Here is a 15594-nt window from a genome sequence, read left to right on the forward strand (position 1 = left end):
TGAGACGGCTTTCGCCGCGTTCACGCCCCGAAGGATTGATGCGCCATGCAGGCGCATCGATGCTCAGGATTTCACCGGAAGCCCGCGTTGCTGCGCTTGGCGGGCTTGCCGCCGAAGCCGGGGTGCTTGCCGAAGCCCTGGCCGTCGCGGCGATGCTGCGGCCGGCCGCCGGGCTTGCCGGCGAACTCGCGGCGGGCGGGCGCGGGACGCGCCTTCGGCTCGAGGCCGGGGATCGTCTCGGCCTTCATCGGCTGGCGGTTGTAGGCCTCGATGTCGCCGATCTTGCGGCGGTCGCGGATTTCCGCGAACGTGACGGCGAGACCATCGCGGCCCGCGCGGCCGGTGCGGCCGATGCGGTGCGTGTAGTCCTCGGCCTTCATCGGCAACCCGAAGTTGAACACGTGCGTGATCGTCGGCACGTCGATGCCGCGCGCCGCGACGTCGGTCGCCACCAGGAACTGCACCTGGCCCTGGCGCAGGGCCATCAGGCGGCGATTGCGCAGGCCCTGGGGCAGGTCGCCGTGCAGCGACACGGCAGCGAAGCCAGACTGCTGCAGGTCGTTGGCGAGGCCGTCGCATTCGACCTTGGTGCTCGCGAACACGATGGCCTGGTCGATGTTGGTGTCGCGCAGCCAGTGGTCGAGCAGCTGGCGCTTGTGGTGGGCGTTGTCGGCCCAGAACAGCACCTGCTGGATGTTGGCGTGCTTTTCCTGCGGCGAGTCGATCTGCACGCGCTGCGGGTTGCGCATGACGCGCTGCGCGAGCTGCTGGATGCGCGGCGCGAACGTGGCGCTGAACATCATCGTCTGGCCGCGCTGGCCGGTGAGCTGGTGGACTTCGGCCAGGTCCTCGGCGAAGCCGAGGTCGAGCATGCGGTCGGCTTCGTCGACCACGAGGAACTGCACGCGGTCGAGCTTGATCTGCATCGAACGCTGCAGGTCGAGCAGGCGGCCCGGCGTAGCAACCACGAGGTCGGCGTTCTGCAGGCGTTGCAGCTGCATCTGGTAGGGCATGCCGCCGACGACGCTGGCGATGCGCAGGCCCCGGCAATGCTTCACCAGCTCGATGGCGTCGTGCGCCACCTGTTGGGCCAGCTCGCGCGTGGGGCACAGGATGAGCGCGCCGGGCGTCGCGGCCTGGAACTGGCGCGGGTTCATCGGATTGCGGCGCGGGCCGGAGGCGGCGGGCTTCGCGGCCTGCTGCGCCAGCAGCGTGTGCAGCACCGGCAGCAGGAAGGCGGCGGTCTTGCCGCTGCCCGTCTGGCTCGAGACCATCAGGTCGTTATACGTGGCGGCGCTCTCGGCGCCGGCGGCGGCGTCCTGGCGCATGGCCAGGCCGATGCACTTCTCCTGCACCTTGGTGGGCTGGGTGAAGCCCAGGTCGGCCACGGCGGCGAGCAGTTCGCGGGCCAGGCCCAGCTTCTCGAAACCGTTTTCAACGGCCTCTGCGGGGGCGACGGTCGCGATCTCCGTGGCGGGAGCGGACGTGTCGAAGGTGTCCGTGTGGACGATATCCAGGTTCGCGGCTGCGCCGCTGTCGAAAGTGTCGGTCATGAGTGTATTCACGCAGCGCTTCGCGAAGGCGAGGCGCCGTCATTGGATGGTCTGAAATACATCAACCAATTCAACGACTGCGGACCGGGTGGCCCGCGGCTCATTCAGCGAGCCGGTGTGAGAAAGGTCAGATGCGCGATTGAAAAAGCCGCGGTGACCGCAGCTCTGGACGAATTATCGCAGATTGCGCGCCATCGTGCTCGGCCGCGCTCGCCGGCCGGGCGGCCCGGTCAGGCAATCTTCAGGAAATGCTCGCGGTAGTGCGCGAGTTCGTCGATGGATTCGTGGACGTCGGCCAGCGCGGTATGCAGCTGACGCTTCTTGAACGACGAGAACGCATCGGGCTTCCAGCGGCGCGCAAGCTCCTTGAGCGTGCTGACGTCGAGGTTGCGGTAATGGAAGTACGCCTCCAGCTTCGGCATGTACTTCACGAGGAACCGGCGGTCCTGCCCGATCGTGCTGCCGCACATGGGGCTCGCCTGCTTCGGCACGTACCGCGAAATGAAATCGATGAGCTGTTGCTCGGCCTGCGCCTCGGTGGTGGTCGAGGCGCGCACCTTGTCGGTGAGGCCGCTCTTGCCGTGCGTGCCCTTGTTCCACGAATCCATGAGATCGAGTTGCGCGTCGCTCTGGTGGATGACGAACACCGGGCCTTCGACGCGGGGCTCGAGGTTCGGCCCGGTCACGATGACCGCGATCTCGATCAGCCGGTCGCGCTCGGGGTCGAGCCCAGTCATTTCGCAATCGATCCAGACGAGATTGAGGTCGTGCTTGGCAAGAATGTCGGGCATCCCCGCATTGTCTCCGATGGCCTACCATTCGCGCATGACTCCTTCCTCGACGCTCACCCTCGCCTTCGCCGCGTTCCTGCTGGCGAGCCTGGCCGTGCGCTTCTGGCTCGCGACGCGGCAGATCCGCCACGTGGCGACGCACCGCGACGCGGTGCCCACGCCGTTCGCCGAGCGCATCACGCTCCATGCCCACCAGAAGGCGGCCGACTACACCGTGGCGAAGTCGCGCCTCGGCCTGCTCGAAATGGCTTTCTCCGGCGCCGTACTCCTCGGGTGGACGCTGCTCGGCGGGCTCGACGCGCTCAACCAGGCGCTGGCCTCCTGGCTCGGCACGGGCATGGCGCAGCAGCTCGCCCTGCTCGCCTGCTTCGCGCTCGTCGGCGGCCTGCTCGACCTGCCCTTCTCGCTCTACGGCACCTTCGTGGTCGAGGAGCGCTTCGGCTTCAACAAGATGACCTGGAAGCTCTGGCTGGCCGACGGCATCAAGGGCGTGCTCCTCGGCACGGCCATCGGCCTGCCCATCGCCTGGCTCATCCTCTGGCTGATGGGCGCGGCCGGGTCGATGTGGTGGCTGTGGGCCTGGGCCGTGTGGATGGGGTTCAACCTGCTGCTGCTCGTGATCTATCCGACCTTCATCGCGCCGATCTTCAACAAGTTCCAGCCGCTGGAGGACGAGTCGCTGAAGGCGCGCGTCACGGCGCTGATGCAGCGCTGCGGCTTCGCGGCCAAGGGCCTGTTCGTCATGGACGGCAGCAAGCGCAGCGCGCACGCCAATGCCTACTTCACCGGCTTCGGCGCCTCCAAGCGCGTGGTCTTCTACGACACGCTGCTCGCCAAGCTCTCGGCCGACGAGGTGGATGCCGTGCTCGCGCACGAACTTGGCCACTTCAAGCACAAGCACATCGTCAAGCGCATCGTGACGATGTTCGCGATGAGCCTGGCGGGCTTCGCGCTGCTCGGCTGGCTCGCGTCCAGGACGTGGTTCTACACCGGGCTCGGGGTGCAGCCGAACCTGCAGGGGCCCAACGACGCACTCGCGCTGCTCCTCTTCCTGCTGGCCGTGCCGGTCTTCACGTTCTTCATTTCACCCGTCATGGCACGCTTCTCGCGCAAGCACGAGTTCGAGGCCGATGCGTTCGCGGCGTCACAGACGAATGGCCGCGATCTCGGCACGGCGCTGCTCAAGCTGCACGAGGACAACGCGTCGACGCTCACGCCCGACCCGGTCTACGTGAAGTTCTACTACTCGCATCCGCCGGCATCGGAGCGTTTGCAGCGCCTGGGGGCGGCCGCATGACCGCGACCCAGCGGCCCCGCGCGCTCACCGCGACCGAGATCGTGACGCGCCTGTCGAACGACGCGCCGGGCTGGAAGCTGAGCGGCGACGGCGACGAGACCGGCATCGAGAAATCGTACGCCTTCGCGAACTACCACGAGACGATGGCGTTCGTGAACGCGGTGGCCTTCATCGCGCACGGCATGGACCACCACCCGGACCTCTCCGTTCACTACAACCGCTGCGTGGTGCGCTATCGCACGCACGATGCCAAGGGCATCACCGAACTCGACTTCGAGGCGGCTGCACGCGTGGAAGCCTTGCTCGCATGAACCGCGGTCGAGTGGTCGCGAGCCACGGTCGGCATGCGCTGGTGGAGCCCGAGGACGGACCGCGCCTCATCTGCCACCCGCGCGGCAAGAAGAGCCAGGTGGTCGTCGGCGACGTCGTGCAGTGGCAGCCCACCGGCGACGAGGGCAGCATCGAGAAGGTGGAGCCGCGGCGCAACCTCTTCTACCGCCGCGACGAGATCCGGACCAAGAGCTTCGCGGCGAACCTCGACCTCGTGCTCGTGCTGGTCGCGGCGGAGCCGGAGTTTTCCGAAAGCCAGCTGGCCCGCGCGCTGATCGCCGCGGAAGCCGAGCGCATTCCCCCGCTGATCGCGCTGAACAAGAGCGACCTCGTCGAGCCGTTCGAACGCGCCTGGCGCCGGCTGCTGCCGTATCAGAACGCGCACTACGGCATCCTGCCGCTGTCGCTGCGCCTGTCCAAGGACGTCGACCGCGAGCATCTGATGAAGCATCTGCACGGCAAGACGACGCTGGTGCTCGGCCCGTCGGGCGCGGGCAAGAGCACGCTCATCAACCTGCTGGTGCCCGGCGCGCAGGCGCAGACGGGCGAGATCTCGCAGGCGCTCAACTCGGGCAAGCACACGACGACCAGCACCACCTGGTACTGGGTCGACAAGGCATCGAACACCGCGTTGATCGACTCGCCGGGGTTCCAGGAGTTCGGCCTGCATCACATCGAGCCGACGCAACTCGCATCGCTGATGCCGGACTTGAAAGAACACGTTCCCGGCTGCAAGTTCTACAACTGCACCCACCTGCACGAGCCCGGTTGCGCGGTCATGGCCGCCATCGGCGAGGGGCCCCACCATGTGAGCCCGTCGCGGCACCGGATCTATTCGGAGTTGTTCGCCGAGTTGTCGACGACACGCTACTAGGAGCCTGGAACATGAGCGAGAACCTGCATGTCGTCTGCCCGCATTGCCAGACGACCAACCGCGTGAAGACCGCCGACCTCGGCAAGGCGCCCGATTGCGGGCAGTGCCACCAGGTCCTGTTCACCGGCAAGCCCGTGGCGATGAACGAAGCCGCCTTCGACAAGCACCTCGCGCGCAGCGAAGTGCCGATGCTGGTGGACTTCTGGGCGCCGTGGTGCGGCCCGTGCCGGATGATGGCGCCCGCCTTCGAGCAGGCCGCCCAGCAGCTCGAGCCGAACGTGCGGCTGGTGAAGGTGAACACCGACGAGGAGCAAGGCCTCGGCGCGCGCTATGCGATCCGGAGCATTCCGACCCTGGCGTTGTTCAAGGATGGCAAGGAAGTCGCGCGGCAGCCGGGGGCGATGGGTCTGGGCGACATCGTGCGCTGGGCGAAGTCCCGGCTCTGACGAGGAACGGCGTCAGCCCAGCAATCTCGCCAGCGTCAGCAAGGCCAGCAGGGCCAGCCACAGCACCACCGAGCGCCACACCAGCCCCACGATGCTGCGAAGGTGCCCCGGCTGCGCCTCGCGGCCCTGCGTGCTGATCGTGTCCGGCGAGGGCTCCGGCCCCGCCGCGCGGAATTTCAGGGCTTCGCCGCCGAGCCGGACATTCACCGCGCCGGACGTCGCCGCGAGAATCACGCCGTCGTTGTCGTTCGGAAAGCGCTGGGCGAAATTGCGCCAGCTGTCGATGGCTTCCTCGAAGCTGCCCACGACGGCGAAAGCGATGGCCGTCATGCGCGCCGGCAGCCAGTCGGCCGCCCACCATGCACGCGCGGCGGCCGACTGCAGCGCCTCGCTCGCCGGCTGCACCTGCATGCGGCTGCGGTACTGCCAGTAGCGCGCCACGAATTCGCTCATGCGGTAGAACACCGCGCCGGCCGGCCCCAGCCCGAAAGCCGCGAGCACCGAGAACCAGGCCAGCACGCCGAACACGTGCCGATGCGCGGCCAGCACCGAGTATTCGATGACGTGGCGCACGATCTCGCTGCGGGGCAGCTCGCTCGCATCGACCTGCTGCCACTGCGCGAGCAACTGGCGGGCCTGCGCCTCGTCGCCGGCATCGAGCGCGTCGCGGATCGTGGTGAAGTGATGGCTGAACTGGCGAAAGCCCAGGGTGATGTAGAGCACGGCCACGCTCCACAGCACGGCGAAGGGCCAGCCGACGGTGAGCGTGAGGAGCCAGTGGATGCCGAGCGCCGCCGCCGACGGGCCGATGACCGCCAGGCTCCAGGCCACCCAGCCGTGGTGCGGCTTGCCGGCGTCGAAATTGCGGCTCACCCAGCGCGCCCAGGCGCGCAGCGTCGCGTGGATCGCGTTGCCCCGCGCGAGAGGCCGCGCCTGTTCGATCAGCAGCGCGAACAGGATGGCGAAGAACGACATGCCGGAATGATAACGGCGCGTGTCGCCGTGTCGCCGTCTCGAAGCCGCTGCGTCAGGCGGAGAGGAAGCGGTAGAAGTTGCGCAGCATCGCCGCCGTGGCGCCCCAGATGAAGCGCTCGGTCCCGGCGTCGTCGTAGGGCATCGAGAGCCACTCGCGCCGCGCGTTCGCCCACTCGACGGCATGGCGGCGGTGGTTCGCGGGGTTCATGAGGAAGTCGAGCGGCACTTCGAAGGCGTCGGCCACCTCGTACTCGTTCAGCGTGAGCTTGTAGTCCGGCGCCACGAGCGCGAAGACCGGCGTGACGATGAAGCCCGTGCCGGTGAGATAGACCGGCATCTCGCCGATCACTTCGGCCGCCCCGCGGTCGAGGCCGATTTCCTCGGTCGCTTCGCGCAGCGCGGTGTCGGCGAAGTCGACGTCGGTGTCGTCGCGCCGGCCGCCCGGAAAAGCGATCTGTCCCGAGTGGTTCGACAGGTGCGAGGTGCGCTCCGTCAGCAGCACCATGGGCCGCTCGCGCTGCACGATCGGCACCAGCACGGCCGCGAGCGCGGGCGGACGGTCGACGAATCGCTTCTCCCGGTAGATCTCGGGCTCGTAGGCGCGCGGGTTCGCGAAGCGCTCGCGCAGCGCGGGGCCGGCCAGGATGTGCGGCGCAATCGGCGGCAGGTGCGAATCGACCGCGATGACGGGCACGGCTTTCGGGTCGAAGTTGGGCAGCTTCGACAGCGGCGTGTCGCCGGGCGTGTCGGCGGGGATCTCGACGGGGATGGACGGATCGATCGGTGGCATGGGTCTCTCGAGAATGAAAAAACCGCCGCAGGCGCGAGGCCGGCGGCGGCTTTTTGCCGTGAGGCGACGGGCGCCTTAAGCGGCGGGCGTCGCGGCCGGCTTGTTGCGATGCGCCAGCTTTTCCTTGATGCGCGCCGACTTGCCCGAGCGCTCGCGCAGGAAGTACAGCTTGGCACGGCGGACGTCGCCGCGGCGCTTCACTTCGATGCCGGCGATCAGCGGGCTGTAGGTCTGGAAGGTCCGCTCGACGCCTTCGCCGCTGGAGATCTTGCGCACGGTGAAGCCGCTGTTGAGGCCCCGGTTGCGCTTGGCGATCACGACGCCTTCGTAGGCCTGCACGCGCTTGCGGGTGCCTTCGACGACGTTCACGCTGACGATCACGGTGTCGCCGGGGGCGAACTCGGGGATCTTCTTGCCCAGGCGGGCGATTTCCTCTTGCTCGAGGGTCTGGATCAGGTTCATGGTTTCCTCATCGATCGTGCGCGGCGCTGTTGATTGGAATGGCCCCCGAAAAAAACTTCAAGGAGCCTGTGCGCGGGCAGAGGATCGCAACAAAGCCAATGATTATAACCACTTAGCGAGGCTTCGCCAGGAAGGCCTCGTCGGCCTTCGTCAACCTGCCGGCCGCACGGGCCGCGGCGATGAGTTCGGGGCGCCGCGCGGCCGTGATCTCCAGCCGCCGCTCGCGCCGCCAGCGCTCGATCCGCGCGTGGTGGCCGCTCAGCAGTTCGGCGGGCGCGCTCTCGCCGCGCCACGCTTCGGGCCGGGTGTAGTGCGGGCAATCCAGCAGGCCGTCGAGCGCGGGGTTGAAGCTGTCTTCCTGGTGGCTGCCCGCGTCGTTCAGCACGCCGGGCTGCAGGCGCGCCACCGCATCGAGCAGGGCCATCGCCGCAATTTCGCCGCCCGACAGCACGAAGTCGCCCAGGCTCAGCTGGACGTCGACGTGGCGGTCGACGAAGCGCTGGTCGATGCCCTCGTAGCGGCCGCACAGGAGCACGGCGCCCTCGCTCGCGGACCACTTCTGCACGCACGGGTGGTCGATCCGGTCGCCGACCGGCGAGAACAGCACGACCGGCAACGCGGGCGCTTCGGCGCGAATCGCTTCGAGGCAGCGCGCGAGCGGCTCCGCCATCATCACCATGCCGGGCCCGCCGCCGAACGGTCGGTCGTCGACGCGCCGGTAATTCCCTTCCGCGAAATCGCGAAGGTTCCAGAGTTTCACCGCGACCTGTCCCGATTCGTAGGCGCGCCGGGTCACGCCCGCTTCGAGGAAGGGCGTGAAGAGTTCGGGAAAAAGCGTGACGACGTCGAATCGCATCGGAGCCCCCGCGCCCTCAATAGTCGGGCTGCCAGTCGACCGTGATGCGCCGCGCGGCGAGGTCGACGTCGTCGACGAACGCGGAGACGAAGGGGATCATTCGCTCGGCCGGCTTGCCGGCTTCCTCGTATTCCAGCACGAGCACGGTCTGCGGCCCGGTCGACATCAGGTCCTTGACCGTGCCGAGGGCCACGCCTTCGCGGTTGACCACGGCGAGGCCCAGCAGGTCGACCCAGTAGTACTCGTCCTTGTCGGCGGTCGGGAAGCTCGAACGCGCGACGAACACGCGCGCGCCCTTCAGCATCTCGGCGTCCGTGCGGCCCTCGACGTCGTGCGCGCGGGCGACGACGGCGTCGGAGTGTTCCTTCGCCTCGGCGATGCGCAGCAGCACCGTGCCCGAGAAGGTCTTTGCACCTCGTTCGGACGGTTGAAGAAACCAGCGTCTGGAAGAAAAAAGCGCCTGGGGATCGGCGCTGTGGGGAAGGACCTTGAACCAGCCCTTGATCCCCCACGCATCGGCGATGCGCGCTACCTCGATCGCGTCCGCGGGTAACTCCACGGACTCGAAATCGAGCGGCATCCCGAGCGAAGTCGAAGAATTATTACGCTGCCGCGGCCGCCGCGGGGGCCTTGCCGGCGGCTTGCTTCAGCAGGCGCTCGACGGTGGGCGAGGCCTGCGCGCCGACGCTGCGCCAGTGGGTGAGGCGGTCCTGGGCGATGCGCAGGCCCTCCTCGCCTTCCTTGGCGATCGGGTTGTAGAAACCCAGGCGCTCGATGAAGCGGCCATCGCGGCGAACGCGCTTGTCGGCCACGACGATGTTGAAGAACGGGCGATGCTTGGAACCGCCGCGGGAGAGTCGAATGACGACCATGGATAATCCTTGGGTGGGAGAGAGGCCTTCGCGAATATGCGAGAGGCCGATCCGTTGATTTCCCGGCGTGTGAGACACGCGACACGGCCACCCGGCCGGCGCCACGCTGGAAAGCCCGCGATTATAACCTTCTTCGCGAATTGCACCCGACATGCGCTCGATCCGACCCAGCACCGACGCGGATGTGGCCGCCATCGCGGCCATCTACGCGCACCATGTCCTGAACGGCACGGGCACGTTCGAGACGACGCCGCCCACCGAGGCCGACATGGCGTCGCGTCGCGCCGACGTGCTCGCGCGCGGCCTGCCCTACATCGTCGCCGAGGAAGACGGCCGCCTGCTGGGCTTCGCCTATTGCCAATGGTTCAAGCCGCGGCCGGCCTATCGCTTCTCGGCGGAAGACTCGATCTACCTGCACCCCGATGCGGCCGGTCGCGGGCTGGGCAGGCAGTTGCTCGGCGAACTGGTGAAGCAGGCCGAAGCGGCGGGCGTGCGCAAGCTCATCGCCGTCATCGGCGACTCGGCCAATGCGGGCTCGATCGGCGTGCATCGCGCGCTCGGCTTCGCCCCCGTCGGCGTGTTCAAGTCCTGCGGCTGGAAGTTCGGCCAGTGGCTCGACGTGGTGCTCATGGAGCGCTTCGTCGGCGAAGGCGACGCCACCGCCCCGGAGGTCACGGCATGAAATACCGGAAGAGCAAGACCCTCGCGGCCTGGCTCGCGTTCATCGGCGGCCCGCTCGGGCTGCACCGCTTCTACCTGCACGGCCTCGGCGACCTGTGGGGCTGGATGCTGCCCGTGCCGACCGCCCTGGGCCTGTACGGCATCGAGCGCGTGCTGACGTTCGGGCAGGACGACCAGGCTTCGTGGTGGCTCATTCCGCTGCTGGGCTTCACCATCGCGGGTTGCTGCCTCACGGCGATCTTCTACGGCCTGATGCCGCGCGAGACCTGGAACGCGCGCTTCAACCCGGAGGCGGGCGACGTCGACGCCGGCGGCACGCGCTGGCTCACGGTTGGCGCGATCGTGTTCTCGCTGCTGTTCGGCGCGACGATCCTGATGGCGAGCATCGCGTACAGCTTCCAGCACTACTTCGAGTACCAGGTCGAGGAAGGCCGGAAGATCAGCCAGTAGCGTCCCGGGTATCCGGGGCGCTCAGAAGATCTGCAGGCTGATCCAGTACGAGATCGCGGCGACGAACGCGCTGGCCGGGATCGTGAAGATCCACGCCCACACGATGTTGCCCGCGACGCCCCAGCGCACCGCGCTCGCGCGCTGCGTGGAGCCCACGCCGACGATGGCGCCCGTGATCGTGTGCGTGGTCGACACCGGAATGCCCAGCGCCGTGGCGAGGAACAGCGTCATCGCCCCGCCCGTCTCGGCGCAGAAGCCGCCCACGGGCCTGAGCTTCGTGATCTTCTGGCCCATCGTCTTCACGATGCGCCAGCCGCCGAACATCGTGCCGATGCCGATGGCCGCGTAGCACGCGATCACCACCCAGTACGGCGGCGAGTCCGCGCCCGCGGACACGTAGCCGGTGGCGATGAGCAGCATCCAGATGATGCCGATGGTCTTCTGCGCGTCGTTGCCGCCGTGGCCCAGGCTGTAGGCGCCGGCCGAGACCAGCTGCGCCCTGCGGAACCAGCGGTCGACGCGTGCTGGCGTGGTGCGTCGGAAGACGTTCGCCACGAGCACCATCATCAGCGAGCCGAGAAGGAAGCCGAGCACCGGCGACACGAAGATGAAGATGACCGTCTTCAGCACTCCGCCGGCGATGAGCGCGCCCGCGCCCGACTTCGCGATGGTCGCGCCGACGATGCCGCCGATCAGTGCGTGCGACGAGCTGCTGGGGATGCCGTACCACCAGGTGATGACGTTCCAGGTGATCGCGCCGACGAGCGCGCCGAAGACGACGTGCGTGTCCACGATGCCGGGCTCGACGATGCCCTTGCCCACCGTCGTCGCCACGCTCAGGTGGAAGATGAAGATGGCGACGAAGTTGAAGAACGCCGCGAACACCACGGCCTGCGCCGGCTTGAGCACGCCGGTCGAGACCACGGTCGCGATGGAGTTCGCCGCATCGTGGAAGCCGTTCATGAAGTCGAACAGCAGCGCGATGGCCACGAGCATGACCACGACCCAAAGGGCCACTTGAGTCACTTGCATCTAGGAATGCTCGATGATGATGCCTTCGACGACGTTGGCGACGTCCTCGCACTTGTCGGTGATGGTCTCCAGCAATTCGTAGATCGCCTTGAGCTTGATCACCTCCAGGACGTCGGGCTGCTCGCGAAAGAGCTTGCTCATCGCCGAGCGCATCACGCGGTCGGCGTCGGACTCGAGGCGGTCGATCTCCTCGCAGGTCTTCAGCGCGGCCTCGGCGGTGCTCGGGTCGGCGAGGCGGCCGAGCATGCCCACGGCCTCCTTCACTCGCTCGCAACACTTCACCGACAGGTCGGTCAGGCGCGTGATCTCCTCCGTCATCGCCCGCACGTCGTACAGCGCCATCGTCTCCGCCGAATCCTGGATCAGGTCGGCCACGTCGTCCATCGTGTTGATCAGCGTGTGGATCTGGTCGCGGTCGAGCGGCGTGATGAAGGTCTTGTGGATCAGCCGGTTGACCTCGTGGGTCACCTTGTCCGCGGCGCGCTCGGCGTTGTCGACGTCGCGGTTGTACTGCTCGCGCAGGTGCGGGTCGTTGTAGTTCGCGACGAGGTGGGAGAACGCACGCGCCGCCTCCACGATGCGCTCGGCATGCTGGTTGAAGAGCTCGAAGAAATTGCCTTCGCGCGGCAGCAGTTTTCCAAACAGCACGGGCGCTCCTGGGAGTTCGGGTTTTCGGGGATTGCGGCGAGTGTACCTGCCGCATCCCCCCTTCAATTGCGGAATATGAAATACACCGCGCCGACCATGCAGAGCCCCGCCCACAGGTAATCGAGCTTCAGCGGCTCCTTCAGGTAGAACAAGGCGAAGGGAACGAACACGGCGAGCGTGATCACTTCCTGCATGATCTTGAGCTGCGCCACCGAGTAGCCGGCCTGCTGGAAGCCGATGCGGTTGGCCGGCACCTGAAGCAGGTATTCGGCGAGGGCGATGCCCCAGCTCACGAGCGCGGCGACGTACCAGGGCGCGGTCGCGAGGTTCTTGAGGTGGCCGTACCAGGCCATCGTCATGAAGACATTGGAGGCGGCGAGCAGCAGGATGGTCTGCAGGGAAAACGGAATGGATGAAGACAGCGCGGTCATTTGCGGATTATCCGAAGGACTCGTGTACGTGGACGAGCACCTGATCGTGCTCGACAAGCCCGCCGGCCTGCTGGCCGTGCCCGGTCGCGGCGAGGACAAGCAGGATTGCCTCTCGACGCGGGCACAGCGGCTGTGGCCGGATGCGCGCGTGGTGCATCGGCTGGACATGGCGACGTCCGGACTCTTCGCGATGGCGCGCGGGCTGGCGATGCAGCGGGCCTTGTCGCGGGCGTTCGAACATCGCGAAGTGTCCAAGCGCTATGTCGCCGTGGTCGCCGGCGCGATGGCCGGCGATGCGTGGCAGACCATCGCGCTGCCGCTTGCCGCCGACTGGCCCAACCGGCCGCGTCAGAAGGTGGACCTGCACCAGGGAAAGCCGAGCGAGACGCGGTGGCGCGCGGCCCCTGGAGAGGCCGATACGAACATGCTTCCCGGATCGCCGCAAGTCGCAGCGCACGGGTCCGCCGCCACCTTCGCGACCACCCGCATCGAGCTCGAGCCGGTCACCGGCCGCACGCACCAGCTGCGCGTGCATCTGCAGGCCATCGGCCATCCCATCGTCGGCGACGCCCTCTATGCGCCGACCGAGGTCGCCGCGCTGTCGCCCCGGCTGCTGCTGCATGCAAGCGCCCTCGCCTTCGCACACCCCGCCACCGGCGAGCCCATCGAATTCGAAAGCCGGGTACCCTTCCGGTCATGACCCCGCCCCTTCTTTCCCGCCGTCGCGCGGCCGCCGCGCTGGTCGCCCTGCCCGCCTGCTGGACCGGCGCGCGCGCGCAGCCGGCCGCGCCCCGCATGCTCACGCCGCGGCAGACCGAGGGCCCGTTCTATCCCGTCGAACTGCCGAAGGACAGCGATGCCGACCTGCTGCGCAATGGCAGCGCGGTCTACGCGCGCGGCCAGGCGTCGTGGATCGATGGCGTCGTGAGCGATCCGTCGGGGCGCCCCGTGCGTGGCGCCACCGTCGAGATCTGGCAGTGCGACGAAGCCGGGCGCTATCACCATCCCGGCGACGGCGGCCGGGCCGATCCGTCGTTCCAGGGGTTCGGACGCGTCGTCGTCGGCGCGGACGGGCGCTACCGCTTCCGCACGATCCGCCCCGTGGCGTACTCGGGCCGCACGCCGCACATCCATTTCAAGGTGAAGCTGGCGCAGCGCGAGTTGCTCACCACGCAGATGTACGTGCAGGGCGACCCGGGCAACGAGCGCGATTTCCTGTGGCGCAACCTCGCTCCGGACGCGCGCGCCGCGCTCACCGTGGCATTCCGCAGCGGGGCCGGCGGCCTTGCCGCGCACTTTCCCATCATCGTCAACGCATGAAACTCACCGAACACCTCACCCTCCTCACCGGCGCCTCGCGCGGCATGGGCCTCGCCATGGCCGAACAGCTCATCGATGCCGGCCACTCGCTCGTGTGCATCTCGCGCAAGACGAACGACGCGCTCGCCGCGCGTGCGGCGGCCGCCGGCGTGCCGCTGGAGCAGTGGCCGCAGGACCTCGGGCGCGCCGAGGCGGCGGCTTCGCGTCTCGGCGGCTGGCTCGCGACGCTCGATGCGAGCGGACTGAAGTCCGTCACGCTGATCAACAACGCGGGGTTCATCCCGCGCATCGCGCCCATCGGCGACATTCCCGCCGCGGAGATCGCCGAAGGAATGCGCGTGGACCTCGAGGCGCCGATGCTGCTGACGGCCGCCTTCCTGCACGCCACGTCGTCGTGGAACGCGGCTCGCAAGGTGCTGAACATCTCGTCGGGCCTCGGCCGCCGGGCGATGGCGTCGCAGGCCGTGTACTGCGCGGCCAAGGCCGGCATGGATCACTTCACGCGCTGCGTCGCGCTGGAGGAAGCGCAGCGCCCGAACGGCGCGAAGGTCTGCTCGCTCGCGCCCGGTGTGATCGACACCGACATGCAGGTTCAGCTGCGCGGGGCGGACCCGGCGAGCTTCCCGGACATCGGCAACTTCATCGGCATGAAGGAAAGCGGCGCGCTGGCATCGCCGGAAGAGGCGGCGAGGCGCATTCTCGCGGTGCTGGCGCGCCCGGATTTCGGGACGAATCCGGTGGCGGATGTGCGGGATTGATCAGGAGCTCAAGCCCCCTGAAACCCACCCGCCCGATACGTCAACACCAGCGTATCGCGGTGCCCGCGTTCACCCACCGGCTGGATCGGCGTCGTCTCGTGGATCACGCGCTCGTCGTCGAGCAGCAGCACGCTCCACGGCTCGGTGAGCGTGAAGCGTTGCCCGGCTGGACCATCGGCCTGGAAGACGCGCGTCTCGCCGCCCTTGATGTCCTCGCGGCCGACGAGGAAAACGGCGACCAGGTCCACGCCATCGCGATGCGCGCCCTCGGGCGTCGGACGACCGATGCCGCCTTCGGTGTCGATGCGGAACTGGTGCGCCTCGACGTACCAGGGCTGCGTGCCCTTCAGCCGCGACGTCACGTGCCCCAGCGAACGCAGCAGGCAGCCCCATGAAGGCGCGGACACCACGTCGCCGTGCATCGGCTCGAACCACCGCTCCATGCCGCCGTGCAGCGCGTTGTATTCGACCGGCTGCCAGTGCGCGCGATGCGGGGCGGGCTCGACACGATCGCCCTCGACGACGAACGACGAATGGCGCCGCTTGCGGTAGCGACCGCCGTCCTTGAGATAGGTATCCGGCGGGAGATCGTTCCACGAGTCGCGCAGGCGCCCGAGCTCGTCGAGCGAGCACGTCGACAGCTCCTGCACGCCGCGCGGGCTCAGCACGGCCCAGCCCTGCTGGCGCAGCTGGACGTCGAGCTGGTCGGGGTAGGTGAAGGCGGGCGAAAGAATCGAGGTCACGCCTCGATTTTGACGCCCTTCCAGAAAGCCACCCGGTCGCGCACCATGTCCGCCTCGGGCTTGGGGTCGGGGTAGTACCAGACCGCCTCGGGATTGAGCTCCCCGTTCACGAGCAGCGAGTAGTAGCTCGCCGTGCCTTTCCAGGGACAGACCGTGTGGTTGTTGCTGAAGGTCGTGTATTCCTTCTTCAGCGAGGACGCGGGGAAGTAATGATTGCCCTCCACCACCACCGTGTCGTCGCTCTCCGCGAGCACGACGCCATTCCAGGTTGCCTTCATCGATCGC

Annotated in this window: 21 protein-coding genes and 1 pseudogene; 9 read left to right on the forward strand and 13 right to left on the reverse strand. The window is 67.9% G+C overall.

The window, feature by feature from the left end:
- Positions 1-104: 104 nt before the first annotated feature.
- Positions 105-1553 (reverse strand): annotated as a pseudogene (locus AB7E83_RS02280) (DEAD/DEAH box helicase); the annotation flags it as partial.
- 230 nt (positions 1554-1783) lie between these two features.
- On the reverse strand, positions 1784-2344 hold the full coding sequence (orn, locus tag AB7E83_RS02285) for an oligoribonuclease (protein WP_428564991.1): 561 nt from the start codon (positions 2342-2344) through the stop codon (positions 1784-1786).
- A gap of 34 nt (positions 2345-2378) precedes the next feature.
- Here orn and AB7E83_RS02290 point away from each other — a divergent pair, with 34 nt between their 5' ends.
- From AB7E83_RS02290 to trxC, 4 genes are read left to right on the forward strand one after another with little or no spacing between them, the layout of a single operon-like run.
- On the forward strand, positions 2379-3641 hold the full coding sequence (locus AB7E83_RS02290) for a M48 family metallopeptidase (RefSeq protein WP_428564993.1): 1263 nt from the start codon (positions 2379-2381) through the stop codon (positions 3639-3641).
- Positions 3638-3952 (forward strand): 4a-hydroxytetrahydrobiopterin dehydratase, encoded by a 315-nt coding sequence (locus AB7E83_RS02295; protein ID WP_428564995.1) that lies wholly within the window; start codon positions 3638-3640, stop codon positions 3950-3952. The genes AB7E83_RS02290 and AB7E83_RS02295 overlap by 4 nt, the downstream gene beginning before the upstream one ends.
- Positions 3949-4845 carry a ribosome small subunit-dependent GTPase A gene (gene rsgA, locus AB7E83_RS02300; RefSeq protein ID WP_428564997.1) on the forward strand — a complete coding sequence of 299 codons (897 nt, stop codon included), beginning with the start codon at positions 3949-3951 and terminating at the stop codon, positions 4843-4845. Before AB7E83_RS02295 ends, rsgA begins: the two co-directional genes overlap by 4 nt.
- Before the next feature lie 11 nt (positions 4846-4856).
- Complete coding sequence (gene trxC / locus AB7E83_RS02305) at positions 4857-5291, forward strand: thioredoxin TrxC (RefSeq protein ID WP_428564999.1); 435 nt, start codon at positions 4857-4859, stop codon at positions 5289-5291.
- A gap of 12 nt (positions 5292-5303) precedes the next feature.
- Here trxC and AB7E83_RS02310 read toward each other — a convergent pair whose 3' ends face one another.
- From AB7E83_RS02310 to rpsP, 6 genes are all read right to left on the reverse strand, one after another.
- Complete coding sequence (locus AB7E83_RS02310) at positions 5304-6266, reverse strand: CobD/CbiB family protein (RefSeq protein WP_428565001.1); 963 nt, start codon at positions 6264-6266, stop codon at positions 5304-5306.
- Between the two features lie 52 nt (positions 6267-6318).
- Positions 6319-7056, reverse strand: coding sequence for a CoA pyrophosphatase (locus tag AB7E83_RS02315; protein WP_428565003.1), 738 nt, complete (start codon positions 7054-7056; stop codon positions 6319-6321).
- A gap of 75 nt (positions 7057-7131) precedes the next feature.
- Positions 7132-7518, reverse strand: a complete 387-nt coding sequence (gene rplS, locus AB7E83_RS02320; RefSeq protein ID WP_428565005.1) for a 50S ribosomal protein L19 — start codon at positions 7516-7518, stop codon at positions 7132-7134.
- A 112-nt stretch (positions 7519-7630) separates the two neighbouring features.
- Complete coding sequence (gene trmD / locus AB7E83_RS02325; protein ID WP_428565007.1) at positions 7631-8374, reverse strand: tRNA (guanosine(37)-N1)-methyltransferase TrmD; 744 nt, start codon at positions 8372-8374, stop codon at positions 7631-7633.
- 16 nt (positions 8375-8390) lie between these two features.
- Positions 8391-8954 (reverse strand): ribosome maturation factor RimM, encoded by a 564-nt coding sequence (gene rimM / locus AB7E83_RS02330; protein ID WP_428565009.1) that lies wholly within the window; start codon positions 8952-8954, stop codon positions 8391-8393.
- A 22-nt stretch (positions 8955-8976) separates the two neighbouring features.
- Positions 8977-9246 carry a 30S ribosomal protein S16 gene (gene rpsP / locus AB7E83_RS02335; RefSeq protein ID WP_428565011.1) on the reverse strand — a complete coding sequence of 90 codons (270 nt, stop codon included), beginning with the start codon at positions 9244-9246 and terminating at the stop codon, positions 8977-8979.
- Between the two features lie 151 nt (positions 9247-9397).
- Here rpsP and AB7E83_RS02340 point away from each other — a divergent pair, with 151 nt between their 5' ends.
- A complete protein-coding gene (locus tag AB7E83_RS02340; RefSeq protein ID WP_428565013.1) occupies positions 9398-9928 on the forward strand; it encodes an N-acetyltransferase family protein in 531 nt (176 codons plus the stop codon).
- Entirely contained in the window at positions 9925-10377 is a 453-nt protein-coding gene (locus AB7E83_RS02345; protein WP_428565015.1) for a hypothetical protein, read from the forward strand. Before AB7E83_RS02340 ends, AB7E83_RS02345 begins: the two co-directional genes overlap by 4 nt.
- Before the next feature lie 21 nt (positions 10378-10398).
- On the opposite strand, the gene AB7E83_RS02350 is transcribed toward AB7E83_RS02345, so the two are convergent.
- The 3 genes from AB7E83_RS02350 to AB7E83_RS02360 form a co-directional block, all read right to left on the reverse strand.
- A complete protein-coding gene (locus AB7E83_RS02350) occupies positions 10399-11409 on the reverse strand; it encodes an anion permease (RefSeq protein WP_428565017.1) in 1011 nt (336 codons plus the stop codon).
- Positions 11410-12057: a DUF47 domain-containing protein gene (locus AB7E83_RS02355; RefSeq protein ID WP_428565019.1), complete on the reverse strand. Its 648-nt coding sequence runs from the start codon at positions 12055-12057 to the stop codon at positions 11410-11412.
- A gap of 62 nt (positions 12058-12119) precedes the next feature.
- The gene (locus tag AB7E83_RS02360; RefSeq protein WP_428565021.1) at positions 12120-12488 is read right to left on the reverse strand and encodes a DMT family protein; all 369 of its coding nucleotides are present in this window, start codon (positions 12486-12488) and stop codon (positions 12120-12122) included.
- Between AB7E83_RS02360 and AB7E83_RS02365 the strand changes: the two genes are divergently transcribed.
- Genes AB7E83_RS02365 through AB7E83_RS02375 form a run of 3 tightly spaced genes read left to right on the forward strand, consistent with a single transcriptional unit; the run spans position 12466 to position 14566 of the window.
- Positions 12466-13188, forward strand: a complete 723-nt coding sequence (locus AB7E83_RS02365; protein WP_428565023.1) for an RluA family pseudouridine synthase — start codon at positions 12466-12468, stop codon at positions 13186-13188. The two genes, AB7E83_RS02360 and AB7E83_RS02365, sit on opposite strands and share 23 nt — an antisense overlap.
- The gene (locus AB7E83_RS02370) at positions 13185-13808 is read left to right on the forward strand and encodes an intradiol ring-cleavage dioxygenase (protein WP_428565025.1); all 624 of its coding nucleotides are present in this window, start codon (positions 13185-13187) and stop codon (positions 13806-13808) included. Before AB7E83_RS02365 ends, AB7E83_RS02370 begins: the two co-directional genes overlap by 4 nt.
- Complete coding sequence (locus tag AB7E83_RS02375; protein ID WP_428565027.1) at positions 13805-14566, forward strand: SDR family NAD(P)-dependent oxidoreductase; 762 nt, start codon at positions 13805-13807, stop codon at positions 14564-14566. The genes AB7E83_RS02370 and AB7E83_RS02375 overlap by 4 nt, the downstream gene beginning before the upstream one ends.
- A gap of 8 nt (positions 14567-14574) precedes the next feature.
- On the opposite strand, the gene AB7E83_RS02380 is transcribed toward AB7E83_RS02375, so the two are convergent.
- Both AB7E83_RS02380 and AB7E83_RS02385 read right to left on the reverse strand, forming a co-directional pair.
- The gene (locus tag AB7E83_RS02380) at positions 14575-15309 is read right to left on the reverse strand and encodes a 2OG-Fe dioxygenase family protein (RefSeq protein ID WP_428565029.1); all 735 of its coding nucleotides are present in this window, start codon (positions 15307-15309) and stop codon (positions 14575-14577) included.
- Positions 15306-15587 carry a DUF427 domain-containing protein gene (locus tag AB7E83_RS02385; protein WP_428565031.1) on the reverse strand — a complete coding sequence of 94 codons (282 nt, stop codon included), beginning with the start codon at positions 15585-15587 and terminating at the stop codon, positions 15306-15308. The genes AB7E83_RS02380 and AB7E83_RS02385 overlap by 4 nt, the downstream gene beginning before the upstream one ends.
- Positions 15588-15594: the final 7 nt, after the last annotated feature.

This window comes from Ramlibacter sp. (assembly GCF_050250995.1).
GTDB lineage: Bacteria > Pseudomonadota > Gammaproteobacteria > Burkholderiales > Burkholderiaceae_C > Ramlibacter.

What these genes read in the sequence shown, in the direction of transcription:
- AB7E83_RS02375 (WP_428565027.1), top strand. Translation starts at nt 13,805, where the DNA reads ATGAAACTCACCGAACACCTCACCCTCCTCACCGGCGCCTCGCGCGGC.
- AB7E83_RS02310 (WP_428565001.1), bottom strand. Translation starts at nt 6,266, where the DNA reads ATGTCGTTCTTCGCCATCCTGTTCGCGCTGCTGATCGAACAGGCGCGG.
- rplS (WP_428565005.1), bottom strand. Translation starts at nt 7,518, where the DNA reads ATGAACCTGATCCAGACCCTCGAGCAAGAGGAAATCGCCCGCCTGGGC.
- rpsP (WP_428565011.1), bottom strand. Translation starts at nt 9,246, where the DNA reads ATGGTCGTCATTCGACTCTCCCGCGGCGGTTCCAAGCATCGCCCGTTC.
- AB7E83_RS02340 (WP_428565013.1), top strand. Translation starts at nt 9,398, where the DNA reads ATGCGCTCGATCCGACCCAGCACCGACGCGGATGTGGCCGCCATCGCG.
- AB7E83_RS02370 (WP_428565025.1), top strand. Translation starts at nt 13,185, where the DNA reads ATGACCCCGCCCCTTCTTTCCCGCCGTCGCGCGGCCGCCGCGCTGGTC.
- AB7E83_RS02360 (WP_428565021.1), bottom strand. Translation starts at nt 12,488, where the DNA reads ATGACCGCGCTGTCTTCATCCATTCCGTTTTCCCTGCAGACCATCCTG.
- AB7E83_RS02295 (WP_428564995.1), top strand. Translation starts at nt 3,638, where the DNA reads ATGACCGCGACCCAGCGGCCCCGCGCGCTCACCGCGACCGAGATCGTG.
- AB7E83_RS02365 (WP_428565023.1), top strand. Translation starts at nt 12,466, where the DNA reads ATGGATGAAGACAGCGCGGTCATTTGCGGATTATCCGAAGGACTCGTG.
- orn (WP_428564991.1), bottom strand. Translation starts at nt 2,344, where the DNA reads ATGCCCGACATTCTTGCCAAGCACGACCTCAATCTCGTCTGGATCGAT.
- rsgA (WP_428564997.1), top strand. Translation starts at nt 3,949, where the DNA reads ATGAACCGCGGTCGAGTGGTCGCGAGCCACGGTCGGCATGCGCTGGTG.
- AB7E83_RS02350 (WP_428565017.1), bottom strand. Translation starts at nt 11,409, where the DNA reads ATGCAAGTGACTCAAGTGGCCCTTTGGGTCGTGGTCATGCTCGTGGCC.
- AB7E83_RS02385 (WP_428565031.1), bottom strand. Translation starts at nt 15,587, where the DNA reads ATGAAGGCAACCTGGAATGGCGTCGTGCTCGCGGAGAGCGACGACACG.
- AB7E83_RS02345 (WP_428565015.1), top strand. Translation starts at nt 9,925, where the DNA reads ATGAAATACCGGAAGAGCAAGACCCTCGCGGCCTGGCTCGCGTTCATC.
- rimM (WP_428565009.1), bottom strand. Translation starts at nt 8,954, where the DNA reads ATGCCGCTCGATTTCGAGTCCGTGGAGTTACCCGCGGACGCGATCGAG.
- trmD (WP_428565007.1), bottom strand. Translation starts at nt 8,374, where the DNA reads ATGCGATTCGACGTCGTCACGCTTTTTCCCGAACTCTTCACGCCCTTC.
- AB7E83_RS02290 (WP_428564993.1), top strand. Translation starts at nt 2,379, where the DNA reads ATGACTCCTTCCTCGACGCTCACCCTCGCCTTCGCCGCGTTCCTGCTG.
- trxC (WP_428564999.1), top strand. Translation starts at nt 4,857, where the DNA reads ATGAGCGAGAACCTGCATGTCGTCTGCCCGCATTGCCAGACGACCAAC.
- AB7E83_RS02315 (WP_428565003.1), bottom strand. Translation starts at nt 7,056, where the DNA reads ATGCCACCGATCGATCCGTCCATCCCCGTCGAGATCCCCGCCGACACG.